Source organism: Nocardia vaccinii NBRC 15922, from assembly GCF_001613305.1.
GTDB classification, from domain to species: Bacteria; Actinomycetota; Actinomycetes; order Mycobacteriales; family Mycobacteriaceae; genus Nocardia; species Nocardia vaccinii.
Window position 1 is genome coordinate 22,396 of sequence record NZ_BDCC01000020.1, and the last position, 21,986, is coordinate 44,381.

10 protein-coding genes are annotated in these 21,986 nt (G+C 69.0%); 7 read left to right on the top strand and 3 right to left on the bottom strand.

The window, feature by feature from the left end; translation table 11 throughout:
• The first annotated feature begins 116 nt into the window (after positions 1–116).
• Positions 117–14,264, top strand: a complete 14,148-nt coding sequence (locus NV1_RS16200; protein WP_084525435.1) for a non-ribosomal peptide synthetase — start codon at positions 117–119, stop codon at positions 14,262–14,264.
• Positions 14,265–14,624: 360 nt separating this feature from the next.
• Here the strand turns inward: NV1_RS16200 and NV1_RS16205 are convergent, their stop codons facing one another.
• Positions 14,625–15,533: an oxygenase MpaB family protein gene (locus NV1_RS16205; RefSeq protein WP_067892043.1), complete on the bottom strand. Its 909-nt coding sequence runs from the start codon at positions 15,531–15,533 to the stop codon at positions 14,625–14,627.
• Positions 15,534–15,607: 74 nt separating this feature from the next.
• On the bottom strand, positions 15,608–15,745 hold the full coding sequence (locus tag NV1_RS43560) for a hypothetical protein (RefSeq protein WP_157117023.1): 138 nt from the start codon (positions 15,743–15,745) through the stop codon (positions 15,608–15,610).
• Between the two features lie 23 nt (positions 15,746–15,768).
• Here NV1_RS43560 and NV1_RS16210 point away from each other — a divergent pair, with 23 nt between their 5' ends.
• From NV1_RS16210 to NV1_RS16230, 6 genes are all read left to right on the top strand, one after another.
• Positions 15,769–15,948, top strand: coding sequence for a hypothetical protein (locus NV1_RS16210; protein ID WP_067892045.1), 180 nt, complete (start codon positions 15,769–15,771; stop codon positions 15,946–15,948).
• 435 nt (positions 15,949–16,383) lie between these two features.
• The gene (locus NV1_RS44555; RefSeq protein ID WP_169813337.1) at positions 16,384–16,845 is read left to right on the top strand and encodes a LysR family transcriptional regulator; all 462 of its coding nucleotides are present in this window, start codon (positions 16,384–16,386) and stop codon (positions 16,843–16,845) included.
• A 132-nt stretch (positions 16,846–16,977) separates the two neighbouring features.
• Complete coding sequence (locus NV1_RS16220) at positions 16,978–18,135, top strand: acyl-CoA dehydrogenase family protein (protein WP_067892047.1); 1,158 nt, start codon at positions 16,978–16,980, stop codon at positions 18,133–18,135.
• Positions 18,132–18,281, top strand: coding sequence for a hypothetical protein (locus NV1_RS43565; protein ID WP_157117025.1), 150 nt, complete (start codon positions 18,132–18,134; stop codon positions 18,279–18,281). The genes NV1_RS16220 and NV1_RS43565 overlap by 4 nt, the downstream gene beginning before the upstream one ends.
• Positions 18,278–19,435 (top strand): CaiB/BaiF CoA transferase family protein, encoded by a 1,158-nt coding sequence (locus NV1_RS16225; RefSeq protein WP_067892049.1) that lies wholly within the window; start codon positions 18,278–18,280, stop codon positions 19,433–19,435. The genes NV1_RS43565 and NV1_RS16225 overlap by 4 nt, the downstream gene beginning before the upstream one ends.
• Positions 19,432–20,241 carry an HTD2 family dehydratase gene (locus tag NV1_RS16230; protein WP_067892051.1) on the top strand — a complete coding sequence of 270 codons (810 nt, stop codon included), beginning with the start codon at positions 19,432–19,434 and terminating at the stop codon, positions 20,239–20,241. Before NV1_RS16225 ends, NV1_RS16230 begins: the two co-directional genes overlap by 4 nt.
• Positions 20,242–20,535: 294 nt before the next feature.
• On the opposite strand, the gene glnA is transcribed toward NV1_RS16230, so the two are convergent.
• Positions 20,536–21,972, bottom strand: coding sequence for a type I glutamate--ammonia ligase (gene glnA, locus NV1_RS16235; RefSeq protein WP_067892053.1), 1,437 nt, complete (start codon positions 21,970–21,972; stop codon positions 20,536–20,538).
• Positions 21,973–21,986: the final 14 nt, after the last annotated feature.

Genomic DNA, 21,986 nt, shown 5'->3' on the forward strand with positions numbered 1-21,986 from the left:
GATGTGATGGGGCTACGGGCCGGACGACCTTGGGGCGCTGGCGTGCGGCCGCACGCCGATCAGCCGGGGCAACCACGAAGGCACTCGACCCGGCCTGACCGGTACCATACGGCACGGTGAGAACGAATACAGGGCGTCAGCAGTCGCGCGGAAATCGTCGGCGGGGGAGTGTGCTTTTTCCGAGCCTGCTCACCGCGGCCGTGGAGTACGCGGCCGACGCCGTCGCGATCCGTTTCAGTGCGTCCGGTGATCCGGCCGACGCCCGGCAGCTGACCTATCGCGAGCTGGACGAGTCGTCCTCTCGCCTGGCCCGCGAGCTCATCGCGCGAGGGATCGGCGCCGACGACGCGGTGGCGGTCGGTATCGCGCGCAGTATCGAATCGGTGCTCGCCGTCTGGGCGATCGCCAAGACCGGTGCGGCGTTCGTCCCGGTGGACCCGGCCTATCCGGCCGAGCGCATCGAGCACATCCTGTCCGATTCCGGAGCCGTGCTCGGCTTGACCACGACCGCCCACCGCGCCGCGTTCGCCGCTGGTCCGGAGTGGATCGAACTGGACGATGCGGCACATGCCGAGCGGATCGCCACACACCCCGCGCACCCGGTCTCCTATGCCGATCGGGTGCGGACGGTGTCCGAACTGCATCCGGCCTACTACATCTATACGTCGGGCTCGACCGGCCGGCCCAAGGGCGTCGTGGTCGGCCACGGCGGTCTGGGCAGCCTGGTGACCGCGATGCGGGAGTCGTTCGGGGTCGGCCGGGAGTCCCGGGTGGCGCATGTCTGCTCGCCCAATTTCGACGTCTCCGTCCTGGAGCTGATGCTGGCCTTCTCCTCGGGTGCGACACTGGTCGTGTCGCCGCCGCAGGTGTTCGGCGGACATGAGCTGGCCGAGCTGCTGCGGCGCGAGCGTGTGACGCACATGCTGATCACCCCGGGCGCGCTGGAGTCGGTGGATTCGACCGGATTGGACGACCTTCGGACCGTCATGGTCGCCGGCGACCGGTTCGGCCCGGAACTGGTCGGCCGCTGGGCCCGCGACGGCCGCTCGTTCCTCAACGGTTACGGGCCGACCGAAGCCACGATTCTGGCGACCGCCACCGGCGCACTGCGCTCGGACGAGCTGGTCACCATCGGCACCGCGGTTCCCGGGATGGGCGCGTTCGTTCTCGACGCGAGGCTGCGTCCGGTTCCGGCGGGCACCACCGGTGAGTTGTATCTGTCCGGCCCGGCGCTGGCGCGCGGGTATCTGGGCCGTCCCGGCCTGACCTCGGAGCGTTTCGTCGCCAGCCCGTTCGACGCCGAGACCGGGAAGCCGGGGGCGCGGCTGTACCGGACCGGAGATCTGGTGCGCCGCAGCGAATCCGGCACGATCGAATATCTGGGCCGGACCGATTTCCAGGTGAAGATCCGCGGTGTGCGCATCGAACTCGGCGAGATCGACAACGCGCTCACCGCGCATCCGGACATCGACTACGCGGCCACGCTCGACCGCACGCTGCCCTCGGGTTCCAAGGCGCTGGTGTCGTACGTCCTGCCGCGTGCGGGAACCGCCGTGGACACCGGCCGGCTGGCCGAGTTCCTCGCGGAATCGTTGCCCGCGTACATGATTCCGACCCTCATCATGGTGCTCGACCAGATCCCGCTGACCCCGGTCGGCAAGCTGGACCGCGCGGCGCTGCCCGAGCCGGTCTTCGAGGCGGCCGAATTCCGCGCGCCGGTCACCGAGAACGAAATCCTGATCGCCGAACTCTTCGCCGGGCTGCTCGGTGTCGAGCGGGTGGGTCTGGATGACTCGTTCTTCGGGCTGGGCGGCGATTCCATCCTGTCGATTCAGCTGGTCTCGCGCGCCAAGGCCCGCGGGCTCGCTTTCACCGCGCAGGACGTGTTCAACCACCGCACGGTCGCCGGACTGGCCGAAATCGCTTCCGCCGTCGGCGAATCCGCGCGGGAACAGCTCGCCGAGCTGCCCGGCGGCGGGGTGGGGGAGATGCCGCTGACGCCGCTGATGGCGGCGACGCTGGCCAAGGGGCCGGCATATCGGCGCTACTCCCAGTCGATGACGCTGCGGCTGCCCGATGAACTCGACGACGAGACGTTGCTCGCCACGCTGAACGCCGTCCTGGATCACCACGACGTGCTGCGTTCGCGGCTGCACGGAAATGCCGAGCAGGGCTGGACATTCGAGGCACTGGCCCCGGGCGCGGTCGACGCGGCCGCACTGGTGCGTCGCGTGGACCTTCCGGCCGATATCGACGAGGCCGAGCTGAGCCGAAGGGCGAGTGCGGAATTCGATGCGGCGCTGGGCCGATTGGATCCCGCGGGCGCGGCCATGGTGCAGTTCGTCCGGTTCGCTTTCCAGGGCGAACCGGACGCTCAGGCGCCCGGCCGCCACGACATCCTGCTCGTCGTCGCGCATCACTTCGTGATCGACGGGGTGTCCTGGCGCATCCTCATCCCGGACCTGATGGTGGCGTGGCTGCAGATCGCGGCCGGGCAGCCGGTGGCGCTGCCCGCGGTCGGCACCTCGATGCGGCGCTGGGCGCACGCCCTGGCCGATGCGGCGCGCCGGCCGGAAGTGGTCGCGGAACTGGCTCTGTGGCAAGAGATTTCGCAGACCGAAGATCCACAGCTCGGTGTCCGCGCGTTCGATCCCGCCATCGACACCCTGGCCACCGTCGAGCGGCTGCGGGTGACGGTGCCGCCGGAGGTGACCGAGGCGGCGCTGGCCACGATTCCCGCGAAGTTCCGCGGCGGCGCCAACGACGCGCTGCTGTCGGCGCTGGCATTGGCGGTGAGCCGGTGGCGCGGCGACGCGGCGGGCGGCGCGGTGCTGGTCCGGCTCGAGGGGCACGGTCGCGAGGACGATTTCGTGCCGGGCGCGGACCTGTCGCATACCGTCGGTTGGTTCACCAGTGCGTATCCCGTCCGGCTCGATCTCGCGGATGCCGATTTCGCGGCGGTGCTCGACGGCGGCCCGGCCGCCGGTGATCTACTCAAGGCCATCAAGGAACAGCTGCTGGCGGTGCCGGGCCGGGGGCTGGGATTCGGCCTGCTGAGCCACTTCAATCCCGAAACCTCCGGACAGCTGCGGGATCTCGGCCAGATCACCTTCAACTATCTGGGCCGGATCGCGGCCGGTGGCGAGGCCGCGGAGCTCGCCGAATCGGGTTGGGCGCCGACCGGTGAGCTGGGCGATTTCGACGCCGAACTGGATCGTGACATGCCTGCCAACGGGGCGATCGATATCAACGCGATCGTCACCGACGGTCCGGACGGACCGCAGTTGGGCGCGTCGTTCGCCTTCCCGGCCGGTCTGCTGTCCCGCGAGCGGGTGCAGGAACTCGCCGACCTGTGGGTCACCGCGTTGACCGCGCTGGCCGGACACGCGCAACGTCCGGACGCGGGCGGGCTGACCCCGTCGGATCTGCCGCTGGTGCGGGCCGCGCAATCCGATATCGCGGTGTGGGAGCGCAATTATCCGGCGTTGTCGGAGATCTGGCCGCTCTCACCGCTGCAGTCCGGACTGTTGTTCCACACGATGCTGACGCAGACCACGGTCGACGTGTACACCATTCAGGCCCGGGTGGATCTCGGCGGCACGGTGGACACGTCCCGGTTGCGCACGGCCGCGCAGGCGATCGTGGATCGCTATCCGAGCCTGCGCGCAGCCTTCGCCACCGGCGCCGAGGGGCAGTCGGTGCAGGTGGTCCTGGATCGGGTCACCGTACCGTGGCGCGAGGAGGACCTGACCGCGCTGCCCGAGTCCGAGCGCGAACCCGAATTGCGGCGGCGGATAGCCGCCGACCGCGCAACGCATTTCGACCCGTCCACCGCGCCACTGCTGCGATTCACGGTGTACCGCACCGCATCCGACCGGTGCCATCTGGCGATCACCACGCACCACATCCTGCTCGACGGCTGGTCCATGCCGGTGCTGCTGCGAGATCTGTTGCTGCTGTACGCCACTCGTGGCGACGCGTCCGCACTCCCGCGCCCGGAGTCCTACCGGAACTTCCTGACCTGGTTGTCCCATCGGGACCGCGACGAATCGCTGCGACTGTGGGGCGAGGCGCTCGCGGGCGTGGACGAGCCGACTTTGCTCGCCCCGCAGCCGAGGACGGCCGAGAACTACGAAATCGGCAAGGTCGTCACCGGATTCGACGCCGAGGCCACCCGGCGGATCACCGACTTCGCCGCGGAACTCGGTGTCACGGTGAACACCGTGGTTCAGGCCGCCTGGGGCATCCTGTTGGGACGGCTCGTCGGCCGCGACGACGTGGTATTCGGGGCCGCGGTCTCCGGCCGCCCTGCGGATCTGCCGGGCGTGGAATCGATGGTGGGCCTGTTCGTCAACACCGTGCCGGTGCGGGTCCGGGCCGAGGGCGGGGTCTCGGTCGCCGAACTGCTGCGCGAGTTGCAGCGTGCGCAGGTGGCCCTGTTCGAGCACCATCACGTGGGGCTGACCGATATCCAGCGGATCGCCGGTGACGCAACGCAATTCGACAGCCTGCTGGTATTCGAGTCGTATCCGCTGAACGAGGAGGCGATCGCCGCCGCCAGCTCCATCGACGGGATGACCGTCACCGGGGTAGGCATGCTGGACGATTCGCACTATCCGCTGACGCTGGTGGTGCTGGCCGAATCGACGCTCGAGGTGACCTGGAAGTACCTGCGCAGCCGCTTCTCCGACGATGAGGTGGAAACCCTTGCCGCGCGGATGGTCCGGATGCTGGACGCCCTCGTGGCGAATCCGCGGATGGCGGTCGAGAGCATCGATGTGCTCGACGCGGCCGAACGGGAACGCATCCTGCACGAGTGGAACGACACCGCCCACCCGATCGATCCGGAGCTGTTGCAGTCGGGGTTCCGCCGCGCGGTCCAGGAATACCCGGATCGGACGGCACTGGTCTACGAGGGTACCGAGCTGACCTACCGCGAGTTCGGTGAGCGCGTCAATCGGCTTGCCCGCCTGTTGATCTCGCGGGGCGTGGGCGCGGATTCGGTGGTGGGCATCGCGATCCGGCGGTCGCCGGAACTGATGATCGCCATCTACGCGGTCCGTAGCGCCGGTGGTGCGTACACGCCCGTCGACCCGGATCACCCGGCCGAGCGCATCGAGTACGTCTTCCGCACCGCGCGACCGGTCTGCGTGCTCACCACCACCGCGGACGCCGTGCCGGTGCCCGACGGCGTCGAGGTGCTGGCCATCGATGCCGTGGACACCCGTGATCTGGACGGCGGCCCGCTGGCCGCCGAGGAGCTGTTGCGGCCGGTACGCCCGGAGAACCTGGCGTACGTGATGTTCACCTCGGGCTCCACCGGGCGGCCCAAGGGCGTCGCGGTGTCGCAGGGCGCGCTGGTCAACCACATGACCTGGATGCAGGCCGAGTACCCGGTGCGCCCCGACGACGTCTACCTGCTCAAGGCCGCGGTCACCTTCGACTCGATCTGGGGCTACTACCTGCCGCTGCGCGTCGGGGCCACGCTCGTCCTGGCCACCCACGACGGCCACCGCGACGCACAGTACATCGCGGAAACCATTGCGGCACAACGGGTCACCGTCACCGACTTCGTGCCGTCGATGCTGTCGGTCTTTGTCTCGCACGCCGCGGCGGGATCGTTGCCGTCGCTGCGTCTGGTGATCTCCGGCGGAGAGCTGCTGCCCTCGGAGACCGTGGCCGCACTGCGGGAACTCGGCGCGGTGGACACGCTGAACGTGTACGGCCCCACCGAAACCACGATCGCGGTGACCACGTTGCTCGCGACCGGAAACGAACAGGGCGGGCTGCCGATCGGCTCGCCCGGCTGGAACAGCCGTGTCTACGTGCTGGATTCGCGGCTGCGGCCGGTACCCGCCGGGGTGACCGGTGAGCTCTACATCGCCGGTGATCAGCTGGCCCGCGGCTACATCGGGCGCGAGGAGCTGACCGCGGAACGTTTCGTCGCGGACCCGTTCGGCACGGGCGGGCGGATGTACCGCACCGGCGACCTGGCCGCCTGGTCGTCGCCGGGCGTGCTGAAGTATCTGGGCCGCAGCGACTTCCAGGTGAAGCTGCGGGGCCAGCGCATCGAACTCGGCGAGATCGAGTCGGCCCTGTCCGCGCAGCCGGAGGTCGCGCACGCCGCGGTGGCGGTGACCGCCTCCGAGATCGGCGACCAGCTGGTGGGCTACGCGGTGGCGGCGCCGGGCGCTCGGATCGAACCGGATCGGCTGCGCGCCGCGCTGGGCCGGATCCTGCCCTCCTACATGGTTCCGGTGACCGTGATGGAGCTGGATGCGTTGCCGCTCAACCAGAGTGGCAAGTTGGATCGCAAGGCGTTGCCGCGGCCGACGTTCGCCGCCCGCGAGTTCCGCGCGCCCTCGACCCCGATCGAGGAGATCGTGGCCCGGGTGTTCGCCGAGGTGCTCGGCGTGGACCGGGTGGGCGCGGACGACGACTTCTTCGGTCTCGGCGGCAACTCCCTGATCGCCACGCAGGTGGTGGCGCGGCTGGGCGCGGCGCTGAACGCGCGGGTCTCCGTGCGTGCGCTCTTCGACACCCCGACGGTGGCCGCGCTCGCGGCCGGAATCGTGCCGGGCGCGGGCGATGCCGCGCAGCGCCCGCCTCTGGTCCGTGCCGAGCGACCGGCGATCGTGCCGCTCTCGCTGGCGCAGCAGCGGATGTGGCTGCTCAACCAGATCGATCCGGAATCGCCGGTCTACAACCTGCCGTTCGCGATTCGCCTCACCGGTGAGCTGAACGTCGAGGCGATCCGCAATGCCGTCCTCGACGTGCTGGAACGGCACGAATCGTTGCGTACCCGATTCCCGCTGTCCGGACCCGGCGGTGAGCCGCAGCAGGAGATCCTCTCGGTCGGCGAGACGCTGCCGGACGGTGTGCTGGTCGAGACCGCCACGGCCGAGGACCTCGGCCGGGTGAGCGAGGTGATGGCCACCGGATTCGACGTGACCACCCATCCGCCGGTGCGGGCCCGCCTCTATGCCGATCCGGCCACGGGCGATCACCTGCTCGTCGTTGTCGTGCACCATATTTCGGCCGACGGCGTATCGCTGGCCCCGCTGGCCCGCGATCTGGTCACCGCCTATCTCGCGCGGCTCGAGGGCAATGCGCCGGGCTGGGCGCCGTTGCCGGTGCAGTACGCGGACTTCACCCTCTGGCAGCGCGCGGCAATCGGCACCGACGATGACGAGAATTCCGTTGCCGCACAGCAATTGACGTACTGGCGGGGACAGCTCGCGGGTATCGCGGAAGCGCCGAGGTTGCCGCTGGACCATCCGCGTCCGCCGCGGCCGTCCGGTCGCGGTGCGCTGGCGACCGTGACGGTGCCCGCCGCGGTGCATGCCGGACTCACCGACCTTGCGCGAGAGCATCATTCGTCGCTGTTCATGGTGGTGCACGCGGCGCTGGCGGCACTGCTGGCGCGGCTGTCCGGCGGATCGGACATCGCGATCGGCACACCGATCGCGGGCCGCGGCGCGGCAGCGCTGGACGATCTGGTCGGCATGTTCGTCAACACCCTGACCCTGCGCCTGGACGTCGACCGTTCCGGCCCGTTCGCGGCCCTGATCGAACGGGCTCGCGAGACCGATCTTTCGGCCTTCGCCCATGCGGATATTCCGTTCGAGCGGGTGGCCGAGGCGGTTCGGCCGACCTCGACCGGTGGCGATCCGCTGTTCCAGGTCGTGCTGGCATTCCAGAACGTGGAACAACCGACGCTCGAGCTGCCCGGCCTGACCGTGGCGGCGATGGACACCGGTGCGGTCACCGCCAAATTCGATCTGCTGGTCACGGTCGAGCCGCACTACGCCGCGGACGGCACATTTGACGTGCTCGTCGCCGGATTCACCTATGCCACCGATGTTTTCGACGAGGCCACGGTGAACGGGATCGCGCGGCGGTTCGAGCGATTCGTCACGGCCGTGGCCGCCGACCCGGGCATCGTCGTCGGCGACGTGGACCTGCTGGACGCCGGCGAACGCGACCGCGGTCCGGTCGTCCCGTCCGCACCGGTCGCCTCGCCGCCGGAGGACTCGGTGCGGGTGCCGACGCTGCCGGACCTGATGTCCGCGGCCGTGGACAACAATCCGGACGGTGTCGCGGTGATCTTCGCCGATGCCACCGAGCAGCTGTCCGAACTCGAGTACCTCGACCTGGACGAACGTTCGACGCAGCTGGCCCGCGTGCTGATCGATCGCGGTATCGGACCGGAGGATCTGGTCGCGATCGGCATCCCGCGGTCGCCGGAATCGGTGCTCGCGGTATGGGCGATCGCCAAGTCCGGCGCCGGATTCGTGCCGGTCGATCCGAACTACCCCGCCGATCGTGTCGCGCATATGCTGGCCGATTCCCATGCGGTGCTGGGGTTGACCGTCGAGTCGGTGCGCGCAGATCTGCCCGCGCAGGTGGAGTGGCTGGTCCTCGACGACGTCGAGACCGAGCGGCTGATCGATGCGAGCTCGGCCGATCCGGTGACCGACGCCGATCGGCGTCGCCCGCTGCGCGCGGCGCATCCGGCGTACGTCATCTACACCTCGGGTTCGACCGGTCTGCCCAAGGGCGTGGTCGTCACGCACGCCGGACTGGCGAGCTTCTGCGAGGAGCAGCGCGAGCGCTACCGGGTGACGAGTAGTTCGCGCGCACTGCATTTCGCCTCGCCGTCGTTCGACGCGTCGATCCTGGAACTGCTGCTGGCGCTCGGCGGCGGCGCGACCATGGTGGTCGCCGCGCCGACCGTCTACGGTGGCGCGGAACTGGCCGCACTGCTGGCCCGCGAACGGGTGACCCACGCCTTCATCACGCCGTCCGCGCTGGCCTCGGTCGATCCCAAGGGACTGGACAAGCTGCGCGTGGTGATCGCCGGTGGCGAGGCGTGCCCGCCGGACCTGGTGCAGCGCTGGGCGATTCCGATCGGAGGCCGGCGCACCCGCGAGTTCTACAACGGGTACGGGCCCACCGAGACCACCATCATGACCAATATCAGCGCCCCGCTGGTTCCCGGTGAGACGGTGACCCTGGGCGGTCCGATCCGCGCCATCACCGAATACGTGCTGGACGAGCGGATGTCGCCGGTGCCGGACCGGGCCGTCGGCGAGCTGTACATCACCGGTGCGCAGCAGGCCCGCGGCTATCACGAACGTCCCGCGCTGACCGCGGCCCGCTTCGTGGCGAATCCGTTCGACCCCAGCGGCTCCCGGCTTTACCGGACCGGCGATCTGGTCCGGCGCACCTTCGACGGTGAGCTGGAATACCTGGGCCGCAACGACTTCCAGGTGAAGATCCGCGGATTCCGGATCGAGCTCGGCGAGATCGACGCCGTGCTCGCCGGACAGGACGGTATCGACTTCGCTGTCACCATCGGACACGAACTGCCTACCGGCGCAACCATTCTCGTGTCCTACGTGCATGCGGCGGACGGCGCCGTGGCCGATGCGGACGAGCTGGTCGCGGTTGCCGAACGGCGGTTGCCCGCCCATATGGTGCCGACCACCGTCATGGTGCTCGACCGGATCCCGCTCACCCCGGTCGGCAAGCTCGACCGCGCCGCACTGCCCGCACCGCGACTGCACACCCGGGAATTCCGCGCTCCGTCCGGGCGGCTGGAAGAACTGGTCGCGGAGGCGTTCACCGAATTGCTCGCTCCCGCAACGCCGGTCGGCGCCGATGACGACTTCTTCGAACTCGGCGGCAACTCGCTGATCGCGACCCGGCTCATGGCCCGCGTGGGCGCGGCGCTGGACGCGCGGGTCCCGGTGCGGCTGCTGTTCGAGGCCTCGACGGTGGCCGCCCTGGCGGCACGCCTCGCCGACCACGCCGTCGCCGACGATCGCCCGGCGCTGGTGGCCGGTCCGCGGCCGGAACGGATTCCGCTGTCTCCGGCTCAGCGCGGGATGTGGCTGCTCAACCGCTTCGACACCGCGTCGGTGGCGTACAACGTGCCGATGGCGGTGCGTCTGCGCGGCAGGCTCGACGTGGACGCGTTGCGGGCGGCGATCGCGGATCTGGTGGCCCGGCACGAGATTCTGCGCACGGTGTATCCGCTCGCGGCGGATGCGGGGACCTCCGGTGCGGATTCCGCTACCCCGGACGACGGTCCGGTGCAGGTGATTCTGCCTGTGGCGCAGGCGGTTCCACCATTGCGGGTGCAGCCGGTCGAACCGTCCGCGATCGCGGCGGCGGTTGCCGAGCTCGCGCGCACGGAATTCGACCTCACCGAGCGGGTGCCGTTGGTGGTCGCGCTGTTCGACCTGGGTGCGGCCGAACCGGACGAGCACGAGTACGTACTGGCCGTGGTGGTGAATCACATTGCCGCCGACGGCTCCTCGATCGGCCCGCTGGCCCGGGATCTGATGCTGGCGTACGCCGCGCGCAGCGCCGGAGACGCTCCCCGGTGGGAGCCGCTGCCGGTGCAGTACGCGGACTACAGCATCTGGCAGCGCACCGTGCTCGGTTCCGAGGACGATCCGGAATCGCTTGCCGCTCAGCAGATTTCCTATTGGCGAACCGCGCTGGCGGGTCTGCCGGACCAGCTCGACCTGCCCTCGGATCGCCCGCGACCGCTGCTGCGTTCCTACACCGGCGGCCGGGTCGAGGTCCGTGTCGACGCCGACACCCATCGCGCCCTCGCGGAACTGTCGCGCACGCACGGCGCGACGCTGTTCATGACCGTGCACACCGCGCTCGCGGTGCTGCTGGCGCGGTTGTCGGGCACCGACGACATCGCGATCGGGTCCCCGGTCGCCGGTCGTGGTGACGCGGCGCTGGACGATTTGATCGGCATGTTCATCAACACGCTGGTCTTCCGCACCCGCTACGACGCCCGAGCGACGTTCAGCGAACTGCTCGCGCGTCAGCGGGAGGAGGACATCCGCGCCTTCGCCAATGCGGACGTGCCGTTCGAACGGCTGGTCGGCGTGCTGGATCCGGTGCGTTCACCGGCCCGGCATCCGCTCTACCAGGTGGCGCTGTCGTTCCAGAACCTCGCGCCGGTGGCCCTGGAAATGCCCGGACTGGGCGTGTCGGGCCTGGATATCGGCGTGGAGGTCTCGCAGTTCGATCTGCACTGGATGATCGGTGATTCCTATGACGCCGAGGGGGCGCCGCAGGGGATCGGCGGCATCGTCACGTACGCATCGGACATGTTCGAGCACGACACCGTGCAGGGGTTCGTGGATCGTTTCGTCCGGCTGCTCGGCACGCTGGCCCGCGATTCCGATGCGGTGCTGGGTGATATCGATGTGATCGATGCGGCCGAGCGCGCGGCGCTGCTGAGCGATGCGGCCGATACCGCGCATCCGATTGCCGACGAGGTGTTGCTGAGCGGATACCGCCGCGCGGTCGCGGCGGCGCCGGACGCGGTGGCCGTGGTGCACGACGAGACGGTGTGGACCTATCGAGAGTTCGACGAGCGCGTCAACCGGCTCGCCCGATACCTGATCGGTCAGGGCGTCGGTCCGGAATCGGTTGTCGCACTGGCTATTCCGCGTTCGGCCGAACTCATGGTGGCGATGTACGCGGTGCTGAGCGCGGGCGGGGCCTACCTGCCGCTGGATCTCGAGCATCCGGCCGGGCGGATCGCGTATGTGCTGGAGACCGCCGAGCCCGCGTTGGTACTGACCACCGGCGGCGCCGAGGTGCCGGGCGCTCGCGGGGGCGACCTGGACACACTCGAGTTGTCGGAATACTCCGCCGAACCGGTCGGCGCGAGCGAACTGCGCACCCCGCTGCGTGCGGATCATCCGGCGTACGTCCTGTTCACCTCCGGGTCCACGGGCCGCCCGAAGGGGGTGCTGGTCCCGCACGGCGCGATCACCAATCAGATCGCCTGGATGGCCGAGCACTACTCGATCGCGCCGCGGGATGTGTACCTGCAGAAGACGGCGACGACGTTCGACGTCTCGCTGTGGGGTTACTTCGTGCCGCTGTGGGCGGGCGCGCGGGTGGTGCTCGCCGCACCCGCCGGACAGCGCGACCCGCGCTACCTCGCCGAGCTGATCGATGCGCATCAGGTGACGGTCACCGATTTCGTGCCCTCGGTACTGCAGGTGTTCCTGGCCGCCGCGCAGCCCGCACAGGTGGCCTCGTTGCGTGCGGTGTTCGCCATCGGCGAGGCGCTGCCGCCCGGCACCGTCGCCGAATTCGCCGCTTTGTCCTCGGCCGGGCTGCACAATCTGTACGGCCCGACCGAGGCCGCGGTCTCGGTGACGTACCGGCCCGCATCCACCGGCGACCGGACGACGGTACCGATCGGTGTGGCGCAATGGAATACGCGCACCTATGTGCTCGACTCCCGGTTGCGGCTCACTCCGGCCGGCGTGGTCGGCGAATTGTATCTGGCGGGAACCCAATTGGCGCGCGGCTATCTGCGCCGACCGGATCTGAGCGCCGACCGGTTCGTCGCGGATCCGTACGGCCCGCCCGGATCGCGGATGTACCGGACAGGTGACCTGGTGCGGCGGCGGCCGGACGGCGTGCTGGAGTACCTGGGCCGCAGCGACTTCCAGGCGAAGATCCGGGGCCACCGGATCGAGCTGGGCGAGATCGAGACCGCGCTGCTGGCCGAATCCACGGTCGCCCAGACGGTCGTGGTGGTGGCGCCCTCGGAGATCGGCGATCAACTCGTCGCCTACGTGGTTCCGGCGGTCGAGGACCTGTCGGTCGATGCCCTGCGGGCGTCGCTGAGCCAGGTGCTGCCCTCGTACATGGTGCCCTCGGCGATCATGGTGCTCGATGCCATGCCGATGAACGCCAGCGGTAAGGCCGACCGCAAAGCCCTGCCGCGGCCGGTGTTGCGGACGCGCGAATTCGTCGCGCCCGCCACCGAAACCGAGCGATCGGTCGCCGAGGTCTTCACCGAGGTGTTGCAGGTCGATCGCGTCGGCGCCGAGGACGACTTCTTCGCCCTCGGCGGCAGTTCGCTGCTGGCCTTCACACTGCAGCGGGCACTGAACAGTCGGCTCGGCATCGATGTGCCGATGGCGGCGCTGTTCACCGCGCCCACCGTGCGTGCCCTCGCGGCCCGGATCGACGATCCGGGTGAGTCGGCGGTCGCGGTGACCGATCCACGGCCCTCGATGGCCGCCGACGCGGTGCTCGAATCGGAGATCGACGGCGCCGGTGTGCTGCCCGCGCGCGCGGACGCGCCGCAGGACGTACTGCTCACCGGCGCAACCGGTTTCGTGGGCGCGCATCTGCTGCGCGAACTGCTGGACAGCACTTCCGCGCGGGTGTGGTGCCTGGTGCGCGGTGACGACGACGGCCAGGCGGAGAAGCGAATTCGTGATTCGCTGGAGCACTACCGGCTCTGGCAGGATTCGTACCGCTCCCGGATCGTCGCTGTCGCAGGCGATCTGGCCGCACCCAGGTTCGGGCTGGATCAGGCGGGTTACACCCGGCTGGCCGAGCGGGTCGATGTGATCTTCCACAACGGCGCCCGGGTCAACCACATCGAGCCCTACGCGCGGTTGCGTGCGGCCAATGTGTCGGGTACCCGGGAGGTGCTGCGCCTGGCCACCAACGGCCGGATCAAGCCGGTGCACTACATCTCCACGGCCAATACGGTGATCCCCGTCGCGCTCACACCGGATTTCGCGGGTGCGGAGGATACCGAGCTGAGCGTCGCGGAGGTGTCCGACAACGGGTACGTGGCCAGTAAATGGGTTGCCGAGCAACTGGTCCGGCAGGCCGGTGAGCGTGGTGTGCCGGTGCGCATCTACCGGCCCGGCCTGGTGTCCGGTGCTCCGCACACTGGTGTGAACAGCGCCGACGACTCGTTCTGGAACATGATCCGGGCCGCGGCCATCCTCGGACTGGCGCCCGACACCGGCGATGCGGCGATGCCGTTGGTCCCGGTGAACTACGTCGTCGCGGCGATCGTGGCGCTGGCGGCCGAACCGGCCGACGGTACGGCCTACCATCTGGTGAATCGGAACGCGGTGCGGATAGGTGAGATCTTCCAGGCCCTGAGCCGCAACGGAATTCCGATCGAGATCGCCCCGGTGGAGCAGATCGCCGTCCGGCTGGCCGAGGAGGCGGCCGCCCGCGATGCCGCGGGTGACGACTCGCTGGTACGTGCGGCCCTGGTCAGCGGCAACTACGGCGGTTCGCCGATCACCGTCGAGGACACCCGCACCCGGACGGCCCTCGCGCGGTACGGGATCGCTTGTCCGCCGGTCGATTCCGCGGTACTGGACGCGTATGTAACGGCCTTCGTCGAGTCGGGATTCTTTCCCGCACCGGCCGGGGAGCGCGTGCGACACGACTGATCGATCGTCCGGGTGTCATTGCCGCACAGCTGATCACGTGTCGCGGCGACACCCGGACGGACCGGTCGGGGGCCCCGGACCTGCTCGGAGGTAGGTCGAGTCCGTTGCGCGTGTCGTCGGCGCACGGGTGGTCGGACGCCGCGACGGCACCCGGATGGGCCCGCCGGGTCCGCGGTTCGGATCGCATCAGGGGTAGGTCGAGTCCGTGATGCGGTAGCGCCCGACACGGTTCACCCGGGGCCGGAGTTCTCGCCTGCGCCGACCGAGATGGGGCGGCGCGACAGATCGTCCGGGTGTCACCCGGCTGCGCAGGCAATCATCTGCCGAACGACAGCCGGGCGGGTCGACGGTTCGCGGGGATCAGATCGGGCGCAGGTCGATCTTCTTGCGCAGGCGGGCGCGATCGCGTTCGAGGCGGCGGGCCTCGTAGGCGATCGGGAAGTAGCGCAGGCGTTCGGGGAGCAGCGGGACGGTGCGCCCGACCAGCCAGCCGAGGGCACGCAGGGTCGCCTCATCGGTGGACGACCAGCTCAGGCCCAGTTTCTCGCGGGCGCTCCCGGGAGTGGTGCCCACGGTGAAGAAGTACTGCAGGCGGCTCACCGGTGCTGTGGCGGCCCGCCATATCGGTGCGAGCGGACGGGGCAGGAAGGTCGGCGGGGCGATCCGCCGACTCACCTTCAGGAAGTCGTACGCGACGGGGGTCGCGAGCAGATGGTTTTCCAGCTTGTCGTGGAAGTAGTCCAGCCATTCGCGGTAGGTCGGCGGAATCTCCTTGGGCGCCACCGAGAAGTTGCGCATCAGTTGCACGACCTCCTGGTAGTACTCCTCCTTGTCGGCTTCGCTCAGCGGCGTGCGGGTGAAGGGTTTCGCGCCCTCGGTGTAGGCGTAGACCGCGGTGTGCAGCACCCAGGCCCACGGTCCGGACGACAGCGCGGTATGCCGAACACCCTGTGCGTCAACGGTATTGAGCGTGGTGTGCATCTTGCGGAGGCGATCCGCCTCGGCCAGCGCCTCGTCCCCGGCGTAGATCCACATCATCACCGAGGCGATACTGCGAAAGGCCCGGCCCATCGGATCGGTGCGGAAGGTCGAATGTTCGTCGACCACCGCCGCGATGGACGGCTCCATCGTCTGCAGCAGAAAGGCGGACCCCGAGGTGAACGGAAAGGTGATCAACCCGACCTCGTCCCACATCCGGCTCTCGGATGTGAACGGCCGACGGGCCGGAAGTTCGCGGTCGGCGGGCTCGATTCGTGTGGACGCGGTCACGGGATCTCCTTTGATCGCACAGGCAGCGCGGCTTACCCACTCGGCAGTGAGAAGGTTATTGTAAAAGTCTCTCATCATGTCGTCGTGCTGGCAAGGGCGAGGCCGTATCCCGCACGGATCCGCTCCGGCCCGATGATCGTCCGGTCCGAAGTAAGGATCGCGTGAATATCGACGCCGATGCCGACGATCCGGTGGAAGAATGGGACTCTCACCTGGAATCCGAGAAGGGAGAGTGATGGCGATGATCCACCTGCGCCGCCCCGCCCATCGCCCCCTGCTGCCGAAGTTGCGCGCCTGCCTTCACCACCCCATGAGGCGTCACGACCTCACCCGCGAGGAGCGCCGCAACCTGGCCGCATCCGACGCTCACCCCGCGGTCTACAGCGCCTCCCTCGGCTGCCATCCGCACCTGTGACCCGCTGACTCGTCTGGTGTGTCGGCCACGTGGGCGGAAGCCTGCGACCGTGCCGGAGGATTCGTCGACGGCAAAGACGAGGGCTCGGCTCCCGATCTCCTTGACAGCCGACACGGTCTCCGGCGCCGCGCGCACGCCCCGGTGTTGCGCGCTACTCGGCTTGATGTCGCGGCCCAGCTCGGCGCAATAGTGGTCCGGCCCGCATGCGTGAAGCCGGGGCGCAGATGTACGGCCTTCAGGCGATGGCGCGGCGGATCGCGGCGCGATAGCGAGCCCTGATCACGAGAGCCCGGTGCGTGCCTGGGGGATTGGAAGTGGTCGATGGATGGGCCGCCGCTACGGTGCGGTGGTTTCGGCGTGCGCCCGGTCGGCGCCTGCCTTGCTCGCGCGCTGGTTCCCGTAACTGCGTGACCGGGCTCTCGAGCATGACCTGATGTGACAGGCCGTGAAATAAAAGTTTCTGATTTCACTATGCCGCATGGTCGTGCAGCCGAGGGAGCGGAAACGGATTTCAAGCAGCTCACCGCACTGGTGACGGTGGCGGAGGCGGGCAGCGTGACCCGGGCGGCGCAGCTCCTGCATCTCGTGCAGCCGGCGGTGACGCGCCAGATCAAGACGCTGGAGGAAGAACTCGGGATATCGCTGTTCGAGCGGACGCGGCACGGAATGCGGCCGACCGATGCCGGTGCGGTGCTGGTCGACCGCGCCCGACGCGCCCTCGCCGAGCTGGAACGGGCTCGCGCCGAGGTCCGGCCCCAGGGCGCGTCGGTGTCGGGCATCGTCACCGTGGGATTGCTGGAGAGTTCCGTCGACATCGTCGCCGCGCCGCTCGTGCGGCGGCTGCGGGAACGGCACCCCGGTATCCGCCTTCGGCCTGCTCAGCGCCTATTCCGGTGACCTCCAGCGATGGCTCGACATCGCACGGCCGCATGGCCGCATCACAAAATTCTATTTCAGGTTGATTCATATCATCAGTCACGATGGCTATCGGGAGTCGAAGTACGGCAGAGCGGACGACTGGAGCAGAGGATGTACGAACTCAATGAGAACGAGCGCGAGATCGTCGCTCTGGTCGCGGATTTCGTGGACCGCGAGGTACGGCCGGTGGCTCGGGAACTCGAGCATACGAACACGTATCCCGAGACGCTGATCGAGCAGATGAAGCAGATCGGGATCTTCGGTCTGGCGATCCCGGAGCCGTGGGGCGAGGCCGCGGTGTCGACACCGTGCTACGCGGCGGTGACCGAGGAGCTGGCGCGGGGGTGGATGAGCCTGGCCGGCGCGATGGGCGGGCACACCGTCGTGTCCAAGCTGCTGCTCACGTTCGGCACGCGGGAACAGAAGGACCGTTACCTGCCGCGAATGGCAACCGGTGAGATCCGGGCGACGATGGCGCTGACGGAGCCGAGCGGCGGCTCGGATCTGCAGGCGATGCGCACGTGGGCGCGCCGGGACGGCGGCGAGTACGTGGTGAACGGCGCGAAGACGTGGATCACGAACGCTCGCCGGTCGGACCTGGTCGCGCTGCTGTGCAAGACGGACCGGGAGGCGGAGCCGGCGCACAAGGGGGTGAGCATCCTGCTGGTGGAGAAGGGGCCGGGGTTCGAGGTGTCCCGTGATCTGCCGAAGTTGGGCTACAAGGGCGTGGAGAGCTGCGAGTTGTCGTTCACGGATTTCCGGGTGCCGGCGACGGCGCTGCTCGGCACGCAGGAGGGGCGGGGGTTCTCGCAGATGATGCGCGGGCTGGAGATCGGCCGCATCCAGGTCGCGAGCCGGGCGCTGGGGGTCGGGCGCGCGGCGCTGGACGACGCGCTGCGTTACGCGCAGGAGCGGGAGAGTTTCGGCAAGCCGATCTGGCAGCACCAGTCGGTGGGCAACTACCTGGCGGATATGGCGACGTCGCTGACCGCGGCGCGGCAGCTGGTGCAGTTCGCCGCGCGGCGGTACGAGTCCGGCGAGCGCGCGGATATGGAGGCCGGGATGGCGAAGCTGTTCGCGTCGGAGACGGCGATGAAGATCGCACTGGACGCGGTGCGGATCCACGGCGGGTTCGGCTACTCCACGGAGTTCGATGTCGAGCGCTACTTCCGCGACGCCCCGCTGATGATCGTCGGCGAGGGCACCAACGAGATCCAGAAGGATGTCATCACGAAGCAGCTGATCAAGCGGAATCCGGTGCGCCGATGAGTGTCTCGATTGCCCTCACGTGGTTGTTCGTGCCCGGTGACCGGCCCGAACGGTTCGAGAAGGCCGGCGCGGTGTCGGTGGACGGAATGGTGATCGACCGTCCGGTGCTGGCCGGATCGCCCCGACAGCGAGGAGCTGATCGATGAATAGTCTTGCGCTGGAAGGGATTACCGTCGTCTCGCTGGAGCAGGCAGTGGCGGCCCCGTTCGCCGGCCGCCAGCTCGCGGACCTCGGGGCCCGGGTGATCAAGGTGGAGCGCCCGGGGACAGGCGATTTCGCCCGCGGGTACGACCGCACGGTGCACGGCGAATCGAGCTACTTCGTGTGGCTCAACCGGGGCAAGGAGAGCGTCGAGCTGGACATCAAGGAGCCCGCCGACCGGGCGGTGCTCGACGCGATGATCGCCGGCGCGGACGTGCTGGTGCAGAACTTGATCCCGGGTTCGATGGACCGCCTCGGCCTCGGCCCGGACGCGGTACGGGAACGTCACCCCGGGCTGATCTACTGCTCGATCTCCGGCTACGGTCCGGACGGCCCCTACCGCGACAAGAAGGCCTACGACCTGCTGGTCCAATGCGAGACCGGTGTCGTCGCCTCGACCGGCACCGCGGACGAGCCGGCGAAGGCGGGGATCTCGATCGCGGACATCGCGACCGGCATGTACGCGTACGCCGGGATCCTCGCCGCGCTGTACGAGCGCGAGCGCACCGGTATCGGCGCAACCCTCGACGTCGCGATGCTGGACGCGTTGGGCGAGTGGGCGATGCAGCCCGCGTACTACGGCATGTACGGCCCGCAGGAGCCGCGTCGCACCGGCGCCCGGCATGCGTCCATCGCCCCGTACGGGCCGTACCGGACGGGTGCGGGCGTCGTCTTCCTCGGCATCCAGAACGACCGCGAATGGAAGACCTTCTGCACCACCGTGATCGGCCGGCCCGAGCTGACCGACGATCCTCGATTCGCACACAACCCCGAGCGAGTCGCCAACGACGCGCAGATCACCGAGATCCTCGAGCAAGCGTTCTCCACCTGCACCGCGGACGCGCTGGTGGCGACCCTCGACGCCGCCGGCATCGCGTGCGCCCGGATGCGCACCCCCGCCGAGTTCGTCGCCCACCCACAGCTCGCCGCCCGGGACCGCTGGCGCACCGTCGATACCCCCGGCGGTCCTGTGCGCGCCCTGCTCCCACCCGTCACCGTCCGCGGCCGCGAAGCGGCCATGCGGGACGTGCCCCGCCTCGGCCGGCACAACGAATCGATCCGCGCCGAATTCGGCGACGCACGAGAGGGCCTCCGATGACGACCGTCGAACGCACCGAGACTCTCACCGCCGGCCCCGCCGAGGGCCTTGCCGGGCTACTCGGCGTCACCACGCCCGATTTGGAGGGGGCGGAGGGGCTGCCGCTGACCTGGCACTGGGTGTACCTGCTCGATCGGCCGTCGCAGGCCGACCTCGGCCCCGACGGCCACCCCGTCCGCAACACCGTGCCGACCCCGCCGGAACCAGGTCGCCGGCGCATGTGGGCCGGTGGCCAGGTCCGCTCCCTCGCGCCGCTACGGATCGGCGTGCTCGCGACGCGCCGCACCTCCGTCGAGGCCGTCACCGAGAAGCAGGGCAGGACGGGGCGACTGACGTTCGTCACCGTCCGCCACCACATCCTGCAATGCGGCGACGTCGTCGTCGACGAACGTCAGGACATCGTCTACCGCGACGTGCCCGCAATCACGCAACCCCCGGCGACCGAGACGGGACCCGAGGTCCCCGCCGCGGATGGCGAGTGGCAGATCCCCGTCAGCCCCACCCTGCTGTTCCGCTACTCGGCGTTGACCTACAACGGGCACCGCATCCACTACGACCGCGAGTACGCCCGCGAGACCGAAGGCTATCCGGGCCTGCTCACGCACGGCCCGCTGCAAGCCACCGCGATGGCCGAGGCCGCCCGTGCCCGCGGCGCCGCGGGCACCGTCTTCGACTACCGTCTGCAGTCACCGCTGTACGACTTCCAGGGCCTGGTGGTCGCGGCGAACGCGGGCGACGACCACACCTGGCAGGTCGCAGCCCGCGACCTCGCCGGTCGGCGGACCGCAACCGGCACAGTTCGCTGACGATCGGGCGGCTCGGATGCCGCGTCGCCGCAGCGCGGGCGGCATTCGTGCGAGCACCTCTCCGCCGAAGATCGCCGCGATGCGTCGATGGTTCGACGAGCCGACCTGATCCGACAGTGAAGCCGATCCACCGGTGTGCGCAGGCCCGCCGAATCGCGGGGTGCGAACCTCTCACCGGCCGCAGACGACTCGACCCGCACCGCGATGATCACAGCGATCATTGCGGTGCGGGTCGTGGTCCGTGTGCCTACTGCGGACCGGGAATCCGAACCCGCAGGTCAGCCACACAAAGGCTTACACGTCGTAGTACAGCTCGAACTCGTAGGGGTGCGGGCGCAGGTTGATCGGGGCGATCTCCTGGGTGCGCTTGATGTCGATCCAGGTCTCGATGAGGTCCTCGGTGAAGACGTTGCCCTCCGTGAGGTACTCGTGGTCGGCCTCGAGCTTGTCGATGACCGACGCCAGGCTGGTGGGGGCCTGCGCGATGTTCTTGGCCTCCTCCGGCGGGAGCTCGTAGAGGTCCTTGTCGACCGGGGCGGCGGGCTCGAGCTTGCGCTTGATGCCGTCCAGGCCGGCCATCATCATGGCGGCGAAGGCCAGGTACGGGTTGCCCGACGAGTCCGGGGCGCGGAACTCGAGGCGCTTGGCCTTGGGGTTGTTGCCGGTGACCGGGATGCGCACGGCGGCAGAGCGGTTGCGCTGCGAGTACACCAGGTTGATCGGGGCCTCGAAGCCCGGGACCAGGCGGTGGTAGGAGTTCACCGTCGGGTTGGTGAACGCCAGCAGCGACGGCGCGTGGTACAGGATTCCGCCGATGTAGTGGCGGGCCAGGTCGGACAGACCCCCGTAGCCGGCCTCGTCGTGGAACAGCGGCTTGCCGTCCTTCCACAGCGACTGGTGCACGTGCATACCCGAGCCGTTGTCGCCGAACAGCGGCTTGGGCATGAAGGTGACGGTCTTGCCCTCCTGCCACGCGGTGTTCTTGACGATGTACTTGAACAGCTGCAGATCGTCGGCCGCGGCGAGCAGGGTGTTGAACTTGTAGTTGATCTCGGCCTGGCCGGCGGTCCCGACCTCGTGGTGGCCGCGCTCCAGTTCGAAACCGGCGTTCTGCAGGTTGGTCGAGATCTTGTCGCGCAGGTCGACGTAGTGGTCGTACGGGGCGACGGGGAAGTAACCGCCCTTGTTGCGGACCTTGTAGCCCCGGTTGGGGGTGCCGTCCGGGTTGAACTCAGCGCCGGTGTTCCAGGAGCCCGAGACCGAGTCGATCTCGTAGAAGGCGCCGTTCATGGCCGAGTCGTAGCGGATCGAGTCGAAGACGTAGAACTCCGCCTCGGGGCCGAAGAACGCGGTGTCCGCGATGCCGGTCGAGCGCAGGTACTCCTCCGCCTTGCGGGCGATGTTGCGCGGGTCGCGGCTGTAGGCCTCGCGGGTGAACGGGTCGTGCACGAAGAAGTTCATGTTCAGCGTCTTGGCGGCGCGGAACGGGTCGATCCGGGCGGTGCTGAAGTCGGGCAGGAGCAGCATGTCCGACTCGTCGATCGACTGGAAACCACGCACCGAGGAGCCGTCGAACGCCAGCCCCTCCTCGGCCAGATCGGCCGTGAACGCCTTCGCCGGGATCGAGAAGTGCTGCTGCACACCCGGGAGGTCGGTGAACCGAATATCGACGTATTCGAGCTCCTGCTCCTTGATGTAACTGATGACCTCGTCGGCCGTGCTGAACGCCACTTGTACTCCTTACG